Consider the following 15,920-nt stretch of genomic DNA (forward strand, 5'->3'; position numbering starts at 1 on the left):
CTGCCCGGTCGCCGACGCCGCGGTGAGGATCCCGGACACCAGGCCGCGGCGGGCGACGAACCAGCGGTTCACCACGGTCGCGACCAGCGCGAGGGGTCCGCGGTGGCGCCCGGCGGCCGCAGCGGCCGGACGGCGGCGCGGAGCAGGCTGGTCCCCGCCACCGAACACGGGGAGGAACCGATGACCGCAGTGAATCCGGACCGGGCGCAGGTGCCGGACCCACCACCGGCGCCGCAGCACCGGTCGTGGCCGGGGACCGCCGTCGTCGCCGGCGGACTGACGACCGCGGTCGGCGCGGCCGCCTACATCTCCAGCCACGTCCTGCTCTCCGGGCTGAGCGGCCGGGAGGCGGTGGGCAGCCCGCTGTGCGTGACGGCGAACCTGGTCATGACGGCCGGTCTGGTCACCCTGGTGCTGGCACTGCCGTCGTTCGGCGTGCGCGCCGGGTTGCCGCGGGCCGTGGTGGCCGTGGTGGTGGCGGCGTGCGTGTTCCTGGCCGCCAACGCCTGGTCGATGGGCACCGAGCTGGCGGGGCTCACCGGGCTGGTGACCGACGCCCAGTGGGATGCGCTGGACAACCCGATGGCGCTGCTGAGCCGGGCGCCGAAGATGGTGCTCGGCCTGGTCGGCTTCGGTGCGCTGGCGGTGGCCGGGTGGCGGCGGCGGGCGTTCTCCCGGGGGGCGAGCGTCCTGCTGGCGCTGGGGGCCGTGGTCTGCCTGCTGCCGCCGCACCAGCCGGGCGCACTGGTGGTCGGGGTGGCGCTGGCCTGGGCCGCCCTGACCGTCCGGCGGTGACCGCGCGCAGCGGCGGCCGGTAGCCCGCCTCACGGTCCCCACCTGGGAAGAATGAGGGCCTCGTAACGCCTGTGTCACCCCGGGCCGCCTGCGTGTAACCCCGTATTCCTACCGTCGGGGCCATGAGCAGGCGCGTGGTGGTGGTCGGGCACGGCATGGTCGGTGCCCGGTTCGCCGAGGAGGTCCGCCGGCGCGACCCGGACGGCGAGCGGGTGTCGCTGACCGTCCTGGGCGCCGAGGCCCACCCCGCCTACAACCGGGTGCTGCTGTCCACCGTGCTCGCCGGCGGCCTGGCCGCGCCGATGGTCGCGCTGCCCGCTGCGGACGGCGTCACGCTGCACACCGGCGTCGCCGCGACCGCCCTGGACCGGGCCGCCCGCGTCGTGCACTCCGCCGACGGCGCCGAGCACCCCTACGACGAGCTGGTCCTCGCGACCGGCTGCCGGGCCTGGTTGCCCCCGGTCGACGGGCTCGTCGGACCGGACGGGGCCCTGGCACCCGGGGTGAGCGCGTTCCGGGATCTCGACGACTGTGCGCGGATCCTCGCGGTCGCCGCGCCGGGGGCCCGGATCGCCGTGGTGGGTGGGGGACTGCTCGGCGTGGAGGCGGCCCGCGGGCTCGCCGGCCGGGGTGTCGCGGTCACCCTGGTCCATCCGTGCACGCACCTGATGGAGCGCCAGCTCGACGCCGGTGCGGGGGAGGTGCTGGCCGGTGCGCTGCGCGAGCTCGGCGTCGACGTGTGCTGCGGCGTCGGCGCCAAGGCGTGGACCCCCGAGACCGGCCTGGACTGCGACGACGGCAGCCGGATCGCCGCGGACGCCGTCGTCGTCGCCGCCGGGGTGCGGGCCGAGACCGGGCTCGCCGCGGACGCCGGGCTGGCCGTGGACCGCGGGATCCTGGTGGACGACCGGCTCGCCACCGACGACGGCCGGGTGCACGCCGTCGGCGACTGTGCGCAGCACCCGCACGCCGCGGCCGGGCTGGTCCAGTCCGGCTGGGAGCAGGCCGCGGTGCTCGCCGACCTGCTCACCGGGGCCGATCCGGCCGCCCGGTACCGCGGTACCCGCCCGGTCACCCGGCTGAAGGCGGCCGGCATCGACCTGGCCGCGGTCGGTGACGTCGCCGACGGCGACGAGCGACTGCACGTCTCGGATCCGCGCCGCGGCCGCTACGGCGTCCTCTCGCTGCGCGACGACCGGGTCGTCGGCGCGATCATGCTGGGCCTGCCGGACGCCGCCGCCACCGTCACCGGGCTCTACGACTCGGGCGACCCGGCTCCGGAGGACCGGCTCGCGCTGCTGCTCGGGCGGGCGCTGCCCGGTGAGGCCGCAGCGACCGGCGACCCGGGCGGGTTGCCCGGCACCGCCGTCGTCTGCCGGTGCAACACCGTCACCAAGGACACGCTGGTCACCGCCTGGCGTGACGGCGCACACGATCTCGAAGCGCTGTCGCGCCGGACCCGCGCCACGACCGGTTGCGGCAGCTGCCGGGACACGGTCTGCGGGATCCGCGACTGGCTGGAGCAGGCCGAGCCGCCGCAGGAGAGCGCTGCATGAGGGGGGAACACGCCGTGAGCCGTCTGGTCGTCGTCGGGAACGGCATGGTCGGGCACCGGCTGGTCGCCGCGCTGCGCGACCGGGACACCGCGGGGCACTGGGAGATCACCGTCGTCGGGGAGGAACCCCGCCGCGCCTACGACCGGGTCGCGCTGTCGTCCTATGTGGACGGCAGGTCCGAGGAGGAGCTGCGGCTCGACGACGAGGGCCTGCGCGACGACCCGCTCGTCACCTACCACCTGGGCGACGCCGTCGCGGCGATCGACCGGGACGCCCACCGGGTGCGCACCGCGTCCGGGCGGACGTTCGGCTACGACGCCCTGGTGCTGGCCACCGGCTCCCACCCGTTCGTCCCGCCGGTGCAGGGCCGGGACCTGCCGGGCTGCTTCGTCTACCGCACCCTGGACGACCTGGACGCCATCACCGAGGCCGCCGCGGCGGCCTCGGCGGACCCGGACCGGAAGGGACGCCCATCGGCGGTCGTCGTCGGCGGCGGGCTGCTCGGGCTGGAGGCGGCCCGCGCGATGCGGCTGCTGGGGCTGTCCCCGCAGGTCGTGGAGATCGCGCCGCGGCTGATGCCGGTGCAGGTCGACCCCGGCGGTGGTGCGCTGCTGCGGCGGCTGGTCACCGAGCAGGGGATCTCGGTGCGGACCGGGGTGTCGCTGACCGGCATCACCGCCGCCGACCGCGGTCGGCTGGTGGCGACGCTGTCCGACGGCGTCGAGCTGGACGCCGACCTGGTCGTCTTCTCCGCCGGCATCCGGCCCGCCGACCAGCTGGCCCGTGCCTGCGGCCTGCCCGTCGGGGAACGCGGCGGGGTGCTGGTCGACGACCGCTGCCGTACCCGGGACGAGGCCGTCTGGGCGATCGGCGAGTGCGCCGCCCTGGAGGGCCGCACCTACGGGCTGGTCGCGCCCGGGTACGCGATGGCCGAGGTCGTCGCGGACCGGCTGCTCGGCGGCGCGGCCCGGATGACACCCGGCGAGCTGGACACGTCCACCCGGCTCAAGCTCCTCGGCGTCGACGTCGCCAGCTTCGGCGACGCGCACGCGACGACGGAGGGCGCGCTGGAGATCGTCGTCGACGATCCCGTGGCGGGCACCTACTCCAAGCTCGTCGTGGGCCCCCCGCGTGTCGGGGGCGGAGCGGGCATCGACACCACCGCCCCCACCGGAGCGGGCATCGACACCACCGCCCCCACCGGAGCGGGCATCGACACCACCGCCCGCACCCTGCTCGGCGGGGTGCTGGTCGGCGACGCCTCGCGCTACGGCTCGCTGCGCCCGCTGGTCGGTTCGGCCCTGCCGGCCGACCCGGTCACCCTGATCTCGACGGGCGGGCTCGACCCGGACGCGTCGGCGTTGCCGGACTCGGCGCAGGTCTGCTCCTGCAACGCCGTCACCAAGGGGACGCTGTGCGCGGCGATCGACGACGGCGCGCACGACGTGCCCGCGCTCAAGGCGTGCACCCGGGCCGGCACCACCTGCGGGTCCTGCGTGCCGACCCTGAAGAAGCTGCTGGAGCAGCAGGGTGTCGAGGTCTCGAAGGCCCTCTGCGAGCACTTCGACCGTTCGCGGGCCGAGCTGTTCCAGATCGTCGCCGGGGCCGCGATCACCTCGTTCTCGGAGCTGATCGCGAAGCACGGCCGCGGTACGGGCTGCGACATCTGCAAACCGGTCGTCGCATCGATCCTGGCGTCGCTGGGCAACGGGCACATCCACGACGGAGAGCAGGCGTCGCTGCAGGACACGAACGACCACTTCCTGGCGAACATGCAGCGCAACGGGACCTACTCGGTCGTGCCGCGGATCGCCGGCGGCGAGGTGACGCCCGAGGGCCTGATCGTGATCGGCGAGGTGGCCCGCGACTTCGGGCTCTACACCAAGATCACCGGTGGGCAACGGATCGACATGTTCGGCGCCCGCGTCGACGACCTGCCCGCGATCTGGCGTCGGCTGGTCGACGCCGGATTCGAGTCCGGGCACGCCTACGGCAAGTCGCTGCGCACGGTGAAGTCCTGCGTCGGGACGACCTGGTGCCGCTACGGCGTGCAGGACTCGGTCGGCATGGCCGTCGAGCTGGAGCTGCGCTACCGCGGGCTGCGCTCGCCGCACAAGCTCAAGTCCGGCGTGTCCGGCTGCGCCCGGGAGTGCGCGGAGGCCCGCTCCAAGGACTTCGGGGTGATCGCCACCGAGACCGGCTGGAACCTCTACGTCGGCGGCAACGGCGGGTTCACCCCGCGGCACGCCGAACTGCTCGTCTCCGACGTCGACTCCGAGACGTTGATCCGGACCATCGACCGGTTCCTGATGTTCTACATCCGCACCGCGGACCGGTTGCAGCGCACCGCACCGTGGATCGAGTCGATGGAAGGCGGGCTCGACCACCTCCGGTCGGTGATCGTGGACGACTCGCTGGGCATCTGCGCGGAGCTGGACGCCGCGATGGCCCGGCACGTCGACTCCTATGCCGACGAGTGGGCCGGGGTGCTCGACGACCCGGAGAAACTGTCCCGCTTCGTGTCCTTCGTCAATGCGCCCGATGCGCCCGACCCGACGATCCGGTTCGTGCGGGAGCGGGGGCAGAACGTCCCGGCGCCCGGGCGACCGGACGAACCCGTGCTGATCGGACTCCCGGAGGTGTCCCCGCGATGACCACCGTGCACGCGTCCCCCGTCCCGGCCGGGGTCGGCGAGGAACCCGCCGCCTGGGTCGACGTCTGCGACCTCGACCGGTTGCTGCCGGGCCGCGGTGCGGCGGCCCTGGTCGGTGACGTCGCGGTGGCGCTGTTCCGGCTCGCCGACGGCTCGCTGTACGCCCTCGGGAACATCGACCCGTTCAGCGGGGCCGGGGTCATGTCCCGTGGCATCACCGGCGACCGCGCCGGGGAGCCGACCGTCGCGTCACCGGTCCTGAAACAGGTGTTCGCGCTGCGCGACGGCCGCTGCCTGGACGATCCGACTGTGAGCCTGCCCGCGTTCGCGGTACGCGTCGTGGGCGACTCGGTGCAGATCGGGATACGGTGACCCACCCGACCCACGCTGCCGCGACCACCACCCGCGACATCCCCGGAGTCCGCGCCGCACGCCGGCCGTTGGTGACCGGCCGGAGGAACGGAGGACCGGTGACCCGATCCGCCGCACGAGACGCACGCCCCACCACCGACCCGGCCCTGGTGCCGCCGCTCGCCGGCTTCACCGTCGGGATCACCGCGGCCCGGCGCGCCGAGGAGCTCGCCACCATGCTGGAACGACGGGGGGCGACCGTCCAGCACGGCCCGGCGTTGCGGATCGTCGCGCTCGCCGACGACGACCGGCTGGAGCGCCGCACCCGGGAGCTGGTCGCGGCCCCGCCGGACATCACCGTGGCCACCACCGGGATCGGCTACCGCGGTTGGATCGAGGCCGCCGACGGCTGGGGCATCGGTGAGGAGCTGCTGGCCGCGCTGGCCGGCTCCGAGCTGCTGGCCCGCGGACCGAAGGCGCGCGGAGCGATCCGGGCCTCCGGGCTGACCGACGCCTGGTCGCCGGAGTCGGAGTCGACCGCCGAGGTCCTGGAGCACCTGCTGATGCGCGGCGTCGAGGGCCGCCGGATCGCCGTCCAGCTGCACGGTGAGCCGCTGCCCGATGTCGTCGAGGCCCTGGAGATGGCGGGCGCCGAGGTGATCACGGTGCCGGTGTACCGGTGGGCGCCGCCGCTGGACATCGGCCCGCTGGACCGGCTGATCGACAACACCCTGGCCGGCGGGATCGACGTACTGACCTTCACCAGCGCCCCCGCCGCGGCCGGGATACTGGCCCGGGCCGGGGAGCGCGGGCTGCGCGAGGATCTGCTGACCGCGCTGCGCGGGCCGGTGCTCGCGCTGTGCGTCGGGCCGGTCACCGCGGCGCCGCTGGAGGCGCTGGACGTACCCACCGTGGCGCCGCAGCGGTCCCGGCTCGGCGCGATGGTGCGGACCTGCGAGTCGGTCGCACCGGCGCGGGCCCGCACGCTGCCGGTCGCCGGGCACGTGCTGGAGCTGCGCGGCCACGCCGTCCTGGTGGACGGCAGGCTGTGCCCCCTCCCGCCGACCCCGATGGCGCTGCTGCGGCTGCTCGCCCGCCGGCCGGGACGGGTGGTCTCGCGCGCCGACCTGCTCGCCGCGCAGCCCGGCGGGGCCGGTGACGAGCACGCCGTCGAGAACGCGATCGCCCGGTTGCGGGCCGCGCTCGGCGTGCCCGGACTGGTGCAGACCGTCGTCCGGCGCGGGTACCGGCTGGCGCTCGAACCCGGGCACGACGGGCACTGCGCGGACCTCCCGGCGGACCAGCGGTGACCGGGCTCCCGCTGCTGCTGGTCGCGCACGGGTCGCGGTCCGACGCCGCCGACGCGGTGGTCCGTTCGCTGGCCGACGCCGTCGCGGCGCACGGCCCGCGGGTGGAGATCTGTTACGTCGACGTCCGCGGACCGAAGGTCCTCGACGCGGTGATCGCACTGCAGGACCGGGGTGCCGACGGTGCGGTGGTCGTCCCGGCGTTCCTGGCCGCCGGCTACCACGTGCGGGTCGACCTTCCCGCCCAGCTCGCCGAGGCCGGGGCCGACCCGGCCCGGTTCCGGACCACCCCGGCGGTGGGCCCGGACCCGCTGCTCGCCTCGGCCGCCCTGGACCGGCTCCGCGCCGCCGGGTACCGGGACGGTGACGCCGTCGTCCTGGGGGCGGCCGGATCGTCGGACCCGGCCGCGGTCGCCCAGGTCCGGGTGGCCGCCGGGATGCTGTCCCGGCTGGTCGGCGGCCCGGTGCGGGTCGGGTTCGCCGCGACCGGCGACCCCTGCGCGCCGGCGCTCGTCGAGCAGCTGCACCGGGCGGGTACGCGGCGGGTCGCGGTGGCGTCCTGGCTGCTCGCGCCCGGGGTGTTCCAGAACCGGCTGCTGGACTGCGGCGCGGACGTCGTCGCCGACCCGCTGGGCGTGCACGACGACGTCGTGCGAGCAGTGCTCGCCCGCTACCGGGCCGCTGCCGCCGAGATCGAGCGCGCCGCCTGATCCCGGGATCGGGCACGATGTGCCGGATGAGCGTGCCCCTCGCAGCCAAGCTGCGGGCCGCGGGCTGCGTGTTCGCCGAGGACGAGGCGGCGCTGCTGGAGGCCGCCGCGTCCGGTGCGGAGCTGGACCGGCTGGTGCGGCGCCGGATCGCCGGGGAACCCCTGGAGCACCTGCTCGGCCAGGTCCGGTTCGACGGCCTGGAGGTCCGGGTGGCACCCGGGCTGTTCGTGCCCCGGCGTCGGTCCGAGGCGCTGGTGCACGCCGTCGTCCGGGGTCTGCGGCCCGGTGCGGTCGTCGTCGACCTGTGCTGCGGGTGCGGTGCGATCGGGTCGGCGATCGCCCGGCGGGCACCGGTCGAGCTGCACGCCGCGGACATCGACCCGGCCGCGACCGCCTGCGCCGTGGCCAACCTCGCCGGGGCCGGCACCGTGCACACCGGGGACCTGTTCGACGCGTTGCCGGAGGCGCTGCGCGGGCGGGTCGACGTCGTCGTCGCGAACACGCCCTACGTGCCCACCGGTGAGATCGCCGCGTTGCCGCCGGAGGCCCGCGACCACGAACCCCGGATCGCGCTGGACGGCGGCACCGACGGTCTCGACCCGGCCCGCCGGATCGCCGGGGAGGCGCCGCGCTGGCTCGCTCCCGGCGGGCGGGTGCTGATCGAGACCTCCACGGACCAGGCGCCCGCTCTGGCGGCGGCGTTCGAGCGGGCCGGCCTCACCCCGACGACCGGTCACGACGCAGAACGCGACGCGACCTGGGTGGAGGGTGCGCTGCGGGACGGTTGAGCGTTGCGGGACGGTCGTCGACGGCGCCGTCTCGTCGCTCTCGAGGGCCGGGTCAGGACGCCCAGACCGTCAGGGCCAGCAGGACCGCGGCGAGGAGTGTGGTCGTCAGCTCGGTCGCGGTACGCCGTCCGGGGGTGCGGCCCGGCAGCGCGCGCCATCGCCGGACCGCGAGCCCGACGACGGCGAGCCACCCCGCGGCCGACGCGGTCCACAACGGACCGGGCACGACGACCCACGGGCCCGAGGTCAGCAGCAGCACCAGCGCGAACAGCCCGAGCAGGATCCCGCCACCCAGGTGCGTGCGGCTGCGCACCCGCAGCAGCGAGACGACCGATCCGGCGAGCGCGGCGACCCCGACGGCTGTGACCACCCAGAGCGCGACCCCGGTGTCCGGCCCCTCCTCGGAGCTTCCACCGGTCAGCAGCGCGAGGCCCTGCTCGTCGGCCCAGCGATCGGTGTTGTTCAGCACCACGACGGCCTCGCCGCGCTCGCGGTCCAGCGCGATCAGCGAACGGTGGCCGCCGGTCCCGCCGTTGTGCCAGGTGACGGTGCGGCCGTCGATCTCCGAGACGTACCAGGCCAGGCCGATCCGGTCGGTCCCGCCGGCCGGGGCGAGTGGTTCGAGCGCCGCCGCACCCGGGGCGCGGCCGGCCAGCACGGCGTCGGCGAAGCGGGCCAGGTCCGTGGCCGTCGTCGTGGCGGCCGCCCCGGACGGTGCGAACCCCTCGCCCCACCAGGAGGGGGCCCGCCATCCGTTCGACAGCAGCGGCGCCACCTCGGGATCGGGCCCGTCGGTGCGGATCGAGGTCTCCGTCATCCCGAGCGGGTCCAGCAGGCGTTCGTGCAGCAGCGCCGGCCAGTCGGCGGCACCGGCGGCCCGGGCGTGCGCATGACCCAGGAGCGCGAAACCGAGATTGGAGTAGGCGAAACCGCCGCGCTCGCCCAGCGGGGCGTTGCGGGCGTCGTCGAGCAGCGCGGCGGTCGAGATGTCGTAGGGGTTCTCGTTGGTCAGGACGGGGACCAGCGAGGCCGCGGCGGTCGCCGGCGGCAGACCGGACGTGTGCGTCGCGAGCTCCTGCAGCGTCACCGAACCGGCCGGCGTCCCGGTCAGCTCGGGGAGCCACACCTCCACCCGGTCGGTGAGCCGGAGCTCACCGCGCTCGACCCCGTCGGCGACGAGCATCGCGGTGAAGGTCTTGACGATGGAGCCGGGCTCGTAGCGCGCACGGGGGCCGGGTGTCACCCCGGCGGAACCGAGGGTGGCGACGGTGGTGACGCCGTCCTGGACCCGGGCCGCGGTGACGGCGCCGAACCCGCGTGGGTCTCCGAAGGCAGCGGCGAGGTCGGCGGCCGGGCCCGGGTCGCCGGCGGGCGGTGCCGCACGGGGCCCGTGCGGGCCGACGAGGCCACCCAGCAGTAGCCCGGCCAGGACCGCCGTGACCACCAGGACCCCGGCCACCCCACGGGACCGGGCCGTCCGGGTACCCCGGGCCGGGGTCGCGTGCTGCACCATGACAACAATAGTACGTAGTTACGTAAAAGCTGACAAGTCAGCGACGGCGGTGCTCCCGCGGCAACCGGCCGTCCACCATCAGCACTCCCTCCGCACGGAGCCGCGCCGCCTGCTCGGCGGCGAGGTGCGGGGCCGCGCGGCCGTCCGCGCGCACCACCCGGTGCCAGGGCAGGTCGGCGCCGTCCTCGGCGAGGACCCGGCCCACCAGCCGGGCCGAGCGCAGCCCGGCCAGCTCCGCGACCTCGCCGTAGCTCAGCGTCTGCCCCGGCGGTATCGACCGCACGACGTCCCGGACCCGTTCCACGGTCTGCTCGTCCACCCCCCGATCCTCCCGCCATCCGGGGCGCGCCGGCCCGACCGTCGGTGTCGCGTGGTCGAATCGGTACATGACCCGAGCAGCCGCGGAACAGGCGTCCCCGCGCCTGGTGCGCGTCGGTCCGGTGGTCGAACCGCCGCGGGAGTGGTCGGGCGCTGCCGCCCGCGTCCTGGCGCACGAGCGCGGCCCGCTGCGGGTGCTCGGCGGGCCGGGCACCGGGAAGACCAGCCTCCTGCTGGACGCGGTCGCCGGGCGGCTGCGCGCCGGCGTTCCGCCGGGCTCGGTGCTGTTGCTGGTCGGCAGCCGGCGGGCGGCCGAGGAGCTGCGCGGGCGGCTGACCACCGTGCTCACCGCCGGGGGCGGCGGACCGGCCGGTGACTTCGGTGCCCGCACCACCCGTGAGCTGCTGGTGCGCACGGTGCACTCGTACGCGTTCGGGGTGCTGCGGTTGCACGCCGCCCGGCACGAGGATCCGCCACCCCGGTTGCTGGCCTCCGCCGAGCAGGACGTCGTGGTCCGCGAGCTGCTCGCCGGGGAGATCGAGAACTGGAACGGCAGCGTCCCCGGCTCGGGCTGGCCGGAGCGCCTGGATCCGGCGCTCGGGCTGCCCGGGTTCGCCGCCGAGCTCCGTGAGCTGCTGTTGCGTGCTGCCGAGCGCGGGCTCGGCCCGCACGAGCTCGCCGAGCTGGGCCGGGCGCACGGTCGTGACGAGTGGACGGCGGCGGCCCGGTTCTTCCGCACCTACGAGGAGGTCACCCTGCTCCGCGGCGCCGCCGGTCGGGGCGCCCCGCAGGCGACGGCGCCTGCGCTCGACGCGGCCGAGCTGGTGGCCGCCGCGCTGGACGCGCTGGCCGCCGATCCCGGCCTGCGCGAACTGGAGCGGCAGCGGATCCGGCACCTGCTGGTCGACGACGCGCAGGATCTGGATCCGCAGCAGATGGAGCTCGTCGCCACCCTCGCCGCGGACGCCGGGTCCACCCTGATCGCCGGTGATCCCGACCAGGCGGTGCTGACCTTCCGCGGTGCCGACGCCCGCGGGCTCGACGCGATCGAGGCCCCGACCGAGCTGCTCACCGTCGACCACCGGCAGCGCGCAGAGGTCCGCACGGCCGGGCTGCGGCTGGCCGAGAAGCTGCCCGGCGCCGGGCGCACCCGGGTCCGGCGCGCCCCCGCCGGTCCCGGTGAGCACCCGGCTCCGGCCGGTCCCGGTGAGCACCCGGGCCCGGCCGGTCAGGGTGAGCGACCTGCGGCGACCGGGCCCGGTGGGCGACCCGCCCCGGCCGGGTCCGGTGCCGGCGAGTTCGTCCAGGTGCGCGTCTTCGGCTCCCCGTCCGCGGAGGCGGGCTGGATCGCCGACCGGCTCCGCCGTGCGCACCTGGTCGACGGTGTGCCCTGGTCGGAGATGGCGGTGCTGTCCCGGTCCGCGCGCCGCACGCTGCCCGCGCTGCGGCGGGCGCTCGCCGCGGCGGGCGTCCCGATCGTCGCACCACCGGACGAGGTGCCGCTGCCGCGCCAGCCCGCCGTCGTCCCGCTGCTGCTGGTGCTCCGCGCCGCCGCGAAGCCCGCCTCGATCGACGCCGACCTGGCGAACTCGCTGCTGACCTCGCCGTTCGGCGGCGGTGACCCGATGCGGATGCGGCGGCTGCGGCGCGGCCTGCTGCGGTTGCACGCGGCCGCGGGCGACGCCGTCCGGGTCTTCCCCGACGACGAGGATCCCGAACCCGGCGTGCCCGACCCGGCCACCGCGAGCAGTGACCCGCTCCTGGTCGCGATGCTGCGGGAGGCGGCCGAGGGGCGCCCCGATCCGCTCGCGATGCTGTCACCGGCCGAGGCGGCGCCGATGCGCGACGTGGGCCGCCTGCTCGACACCGCGGCCCGCTCCATCGCGGCCGGCGACTCGGTCGAGGAGACGCTGTGGCGGGTGTGGCGCCGCACCGGCCTGGCGCGGCGCTGGAGCGAGGCGAGCGCGCGGGGCGGCCCCGGTGGCGCCGCCGCCGATCGCGACCTCGACGCCGTGCTGGCCCTGTTCGACGCCGCGGCCCGCTACACCGACCGGTTGCCCGGTGCCGACGTCGGCGGGTTCCTGGAGTACCTCGCCGACCAGCAGCTGCCCGGGGAGACGCTCGCCCCGCAGGCACCGCGCGGCGGTGCCGTCGAGCTGCTCACCGCACACGCCGCGCGCGGCCGGGAGTGGACGGTCGTCGCCGTCCCCGGGGTGCAGGAGGGGCTGTGGCCGGACCTGCGGCTGCGCGGCAGCCTGCTCGGTCACGAGCAGCTCGTCGATCTCGTCGCCGGTGTCGCCGAGCCCGGTGCCGCGGTGTCCCGGACGGCGCCGCTGCTGGCCGAGGAGCGCAGGTTGTTCTACGTCGCCTGCACCCGGGCCCGGTCGATGTTGCTGGTCAGCGCGGTGCAGGGGGAGGACGAGCAACCCTCCCGCTTCCTCGACGAGCTCGACCCGCGGCCGGCCGACGCCGCCGAGGCCCGGCCGGTGCACCGGCCGGAGCGTTCGCTGGTGCTGCCCGAGCTGGTGGGGGAGCTGCGCCGCGCCGTCACCGCACCCGACCGCGGGGACCCCGCGCGGGCGGCCCGGCGGCGCAGAGCGGCGACCCAGCTCGCGCGGCTCGCCGCCGACGGCGTGCCCGGAGCCCATCCGGACGGCTGGTACGGCCTGCCCGAGCTGTCCGACCACGCGCCGCTGCGCACGGACGGCGAGGTGGTGCCGATCTCACCGTCCGACGTGGAGACGATCGCCGGCTGCCCGCTGCGCTGGGTGCTGTCCCGCCACGGCGGCGACGAGTCCGGTGCGCTCTCCGCGGTCACCGGCTCGCTGGTGCACGCGCTGGTGCAGGCCCGCGCCGCCGGGGCCGACCCGGCCGAGCTGGAGCAGGCGCTGCAGTCGGCGTGGCGGCGGCTCGATGCGGGGGCGCCCTGGTTCGGCCGGCGCGAGCTGACCCGGGTACGCCAGATGCTGGCCGCGTTCGACGACTGGGTCCGGCGCAGCAGGGCCGAGGGCCTCACACTGGTCGCGGTCGAGCAGCCGATGCAGCTCGATCTCGACGGCGACCCGCCGCCGGAGGGGCCCGCCGTCGAGGGCGACCGGCCACCACAGGCCGATCCGCTGCTCGAGGAGGTGGCGTCGCCCTCCGGCCAGGGGGGCGGGGCGGCCCGGGCAGCGCGCCGGGTGCGGCTGCGCGGCCGGGTCGACCGCCTCGAACGCGACGACCAGGGCCGGCCGGTGGTGGTCGACGTGAAGACGGGCCGGACGGCCACCTCGGCCAGGGCGACAGCCGAGCACCACCAGCTCGCCGTCTACCAGCTCGCGGCCTCGCTCGGCGCGTTCGACGAGGTCGTCGGCGGCGGTGTCGAGCCGGGGGGTGCGCGGTTGCTGTTCCTCGCCGACCGGAAGGCCGGTGGAGAGGCGAAGGAACCCCGGCAGCCACCACTGAAGCCCGAGGAGATGGGTCACTGGCGGGACGTGCTGATGCGCTGCGCCGAGGACTCGGCGGGCGCGGTGTTCGTGGCCAGGGCGGGGCCGGACTGCGACCGCTGCCCGGTGCGCACCAGCTGCCCGGCCGTCGAGTCCGGGCGGACCGTCGTCGACGGCTGACCGCGCCGCCCCGGACCCGGCCGCGCCGCCCCGGACCCGGCCGCGCCGAGATGCGGACCAGCGGGCGATGGAGATCGACAATTCCCGCTGAGCCGCATCTCGGCGACCGGCGGCGCCCGCGGCGCCGAGGCGGGGCGGGGTGCTCAGCCGATGCCGAGCGCCGCGGCCAGCCGTCGCAGGTCCGCCTCCGGGTCCTTCAGGCCGGGGGTGAGCACCTGGGCGCAGACGTGGTCGGCACCCGCGGCGAGGTGCTCGTCGAGCCGGGCCGCGACCTGCTCGGGCGTGCCGTGCGCGACCAGCGCGTCGATCAGTGCGTCGCTGCCTCCGTCGTCCATGTCGGACTCCGACCAGCCCAGCCGGGCCAGGTTGGCCCGGTAGTTCCGCAGGCCGAGGTAGGGCTTGTGCACGATCGGTCGGCCCAGGCCCCGGGCGGCCTGCGGGTCGTCGTTCAGGACGACCTTGTGCTCGGGGGCCAGCAGCACACCGTCCCCGAGTCGCTCGCGGGCGGTGCGGGTGTGTTCGGGCGTGGTCAGGTAGGGGTGGGCGCCCGCGGTGCGCTCCCGGGCCACGTCGAGCACCTTCGGTCCGAGGGCGGCGAGTGCGCGGCCCGCGACCGGCACGTCCAGCGCGTCGAGCCGGTCCAGGTACTCCACGATCGTCGCGTACGGGCGGCTGTAGTCGCCGATCGCCTCCGGGTGCCCGATCCCGACACCGAGCAGGAACCGGTCCGGGTGCCTGGCGGCGATCCGGTGGTAGGAGCGCGCCACCTCGTCGGCCGGCGCCGTCCACATGTTCACGATGCCGGTCGCCACGACCAGCGACCCGGTGGCGTCGAGCAGGTCCTCGGCGAGCTGCAGGTCCCCGGGCGGGGAGCCGCCGATCCATACCGTGCCGAACCCGAGGGACTCGATCTCGCGGGCGAGTTCCGGGGTGAGGCCGCCCGCGTGTCGCCATACGCCGTACCGGCCGAGGGAAATGGTCATGTCTCCGGTCTACCACCGCGCGGACCCGATCGTGCGCCGCTCTAGGATGGCGACTCCCGACCCGAGAGGCTGGACCCGCTGTGATCGACCTGAAGGCGGCCCGACAGGACCCGGACCGGTTCCGCGCGGCGTTGTCCCGTCGCGGCGCGTCCGCGGACTTCGACGCCCTCCTCGCGGTCGACGTCCGGTGGCGGGAGCTGACCGACCACGTCGGTGGGCTGCGCGCGGCGCAGAAGCAGCGGCCGAAGGGGAAGCCGACCCCGGAGCAGGTCGAGCAGTTCAAGAAGGAGAAGGAGGAGCTGCGCGCCGCGGAGGAGGAGCTCGCCGCGGCCGATGCCGAGCGCACCGCGCTGCTGGCCCGGATCCCGAACCTGCCCGCCCCGACGGCCGCGGACGGCATGGCCGAGGAGGACGCGGTCACCGTCCGGACCTGGGGCGAGCCGCCGTCGTTCGACTTCACCCCCCGCGACCACCTCGACCTGGCGTCGTCCACCGGCCGGGTCGACATGGCCCGCGGTGCCCGGCTGGCCGGTTCGCGCTTCGCCTACCGGTTCGGCGACGTCGCCCGGCTGGAGATGGCGCTGTTCCGCCACGTCATGGACAAGATCGTCGGCGAGGGTTTCGTGCCGGTGCTCGGCCCGGTGCTCGCCAACGAGCGGGCGATGTACGGCACCGGGTTCCTGCCCACCGAGGAGTCGAACCTCTACCGGCTGGAGCGCGACGACCTCTACCTGACGGGCACCTCCGAGGTGGCGCTGGCCGGCATCCACATGGACGAGATCGTCGATCTCGACGAGCTGCCGGCCCGCTACGTCGCGTTCTCGACGAACTTCCGGCGCGAGGCGGGCGCCGCCGGCAAGGACACCAAGGGCATGTTCCGGGTGCACCAGTTCGACAAGGTCGAGATGTACGTCTACTGCCTGCCCGAGCAGTCGCACGAGGTCCACGAGCAGCTCCTCGCGCACGAGGAGTCGATCGTGCAGGAGCTCGGTCTGCCCTACCGGGTGCAGAACATCGCGGTCGGCGACCTCGGCAACCCGGCCGCCAAGAAGTACGACATCGAGGCGTGGTTCCCGGTGCAGCAGCGCTACCGGGAGATCACCTCCTGCTCGAACACCACCGACTACCAGGCACGACGGCTGAACATCCGGTTCCGGCGCGAGCCCGGCGCGCCGACCGAGACGCTGCACACCCTCAACGGCACCGGGGCCACCGCCCGGGCGATGCTCGCGATCATGGAGAACTTCCAGGACGCGAACGGCACCGTCGCCGTCCCGGAGGTCCTGCAGCGCCACGGCGCCCCCGCCACCGTCGGTACGCCGCAGGGCTGAGCCCGGGCAC

Annotated in this window: 12 protein-coding genes; 9 read left to right on the forward strand and 3 right to left on the reverse strand. The window is 75.8% G+C overall.

The window, feature by feature from the left end:
* Positions 1-180 precede the first annotated feature (180 nt).
* From AB0J24_RS25885 to AB0J24_RS25915, 7 genes are all read left to right on the forward strand, one after another.
* Positions 181-795, forward strand: a complete 615-nt coding sequence (locus tag AB0J24_RS25885; protein WP_358685970.1) for a hypothetical protein — start codon at positions 181-183, stop codon at positions 793-795.
* A gap of 122 nt (positions 796-917) precedes the next feature.
* Positions 918-2,351 carry an FAD-dependent oxidoreductase gene (locus AB0J24_RS25890; protein ID WP_358685972.1) on the forward strand — a complete coding sequence of 478 codons (1,434 nt, stop codon included), beginning with the start codon at positions 918-920 and terminating at the stop codon, positions 2,349-2,351.
* A 14-nt stretch (positions 2,352-2,365) separates the two neighbouring features.
* On the forward strand, positions 2,366-5,005 hold the full coding sequence (gene nirB, locus AB0J24_RS25895) for a nitrite reductase large subunit NirB (protein WP_358685975.1): 2,640 nt from the start codon (positions 2,366-2,368) through the stop codon (positions 5,003-5,005).
* Complete coding sequence (gene nirD / locus AB0J24_RS25900; RefSeq protein WP_358685977.1) at positions 5,002-5,376, forward strand: nitrite reductase small subunit NirD; 375 nt, start codon at positions 5,002-5,004, stop codon at positions 5,374-5,376. The genes nirB and nirD overlap by 4 nt, the downstream gene beginning before the upstream one ends.
* Positions 5,377-5,474: 98 nt before the next feature.
* On the forward strand, positions 5,475-6,665 hold the full coding sequence (locus AB0J24_RS25905; protein WP_358685979.1) for a uroporphyrinogen-III synthase: 1,191 nt from the start codon (positions 5,475-5,477) through the stop codon (positions 6,663-6,665).
* On the forward strand, positions 6,662-7,372 hold the full coding sequence (locus AB0J24_RS25910; RefSeq protein ID WP_358685982.1) for a sirohydrochlorin chelatase: 711 nt from the start codon (positions 6,662-6,664) through the stop codon (positions 7,370-7,372). The genes AB0J24_RS25905 and AB0J24_RS25910 overlap by 4 nt, the downstream gene beginning before the upstream one ends.
* Before the next feature lie 26 nt (positions 7,373-7,398).
* Positions 7,399-8,160, forward strand: coding sequence for a putative protein N(5)-glutamine methyltransferase (locus AB0J24_RS25915; protein WP_358685984.1), 762 nt, complete (start codon positions 7,399-7,401; stop codon positions 8,158-8,160).
* 52 nt (positions 8,161-8,212) lie between these two features.
* Here the strand turns inward: AB0J24_RS25915 and AB0J24_RS25920 are convergent, their stop codons facing one another.
* Together AB0J24_RS25920 and AB0J24_RS25925 are read right to left on the reverse strand one after the other, a co-directional pair.
* Positions 8,213-9,673 carry a serine hydrolase domain-containing protein gene (locus AB0J24_RS25920; RefSeq protein WP_358685986.1) on the reverse strand — a complete coding sequence of 487 codons (1,461 nt, stop codon included), beginning with the start codon at positions 9,671-9,673 and terminating at the stop codon, positions 8,213-8,215.
* A gap of 37 nt (positions 9,674-9,710) precedes the next feature.
* On the reverse strand, positions 9,711-9,992 hold the full coding sequence (locus AB0J24_RS25925; protein ID WP_358685988.1) for an MGMT family protein: 282 nt from the start codon (positions 9,990-9,992) through the stop codon (positions 9,711-9,713).
* Between the two features lie 67 nt (positions 9,993-10,059).
* Between AB0J24_RS25925 and AB0J24_RS25930 the strand changes: the two genes are divergently transcribed.
* Positions 10,060-13,596 carry an ATP-dependent DNA helicase gene (locus AB0J24_RS25930; RefSeq protein ID WP_358685991.1) on the forward strand — a complete coding sequence of 1,179 codons (3,537 nt, stop codon included), beginning with the start codon at positions 10,060-10,062 and terminating at the stop codon, positions 13,594-13,596.
* Positions 13,597-13,739: 143 nt separating this feature from the next.
* Here the strand turns inward: AB0J24_RS25930 and AB0J24_RS25935 are convergent, their stop codons facing one another.
* Positions 13,740-14,579, reverse strand: a complete 840-nt coding sequence (locus AB0J24_RS25935) for an LLM class F420-dependent oxidoreductase (protein WP_358685993.1) — start codon at positions 14,577-14,579, stop codon at positions 13,740-13,742.
* An 80-nt stretch (positions 14,580-14,659) separates the two neighbouring features.
* Here AB0J24_RS25935 and serS point away from each other — a divergent pair, with 80 nt between their 5' ends.
* The gene (gene serS, locus AB0J24_RS25940) at positions 14,660-15,910 is read left to right on the forward strand and encodes a serine--tRNA ligase (protein WP_358685995.1); all 1,251 of its coding nucleotides are present in this window, start codon (positions 14,660-14,662) and stop codon (positions 15,908-15,910) included.
* Positions 15,911-15,920 lie beyond the last annotated feature (10 nt).

The organism is Pseudonocardia sp. NPDC049635 (assembly GCF_040659795.1).
Lineage (GTDB): Bacteria > Actinomycetota > Actinomycetes > Mycobacteriales > Pseudonocardiaceae > Pseudonocardia.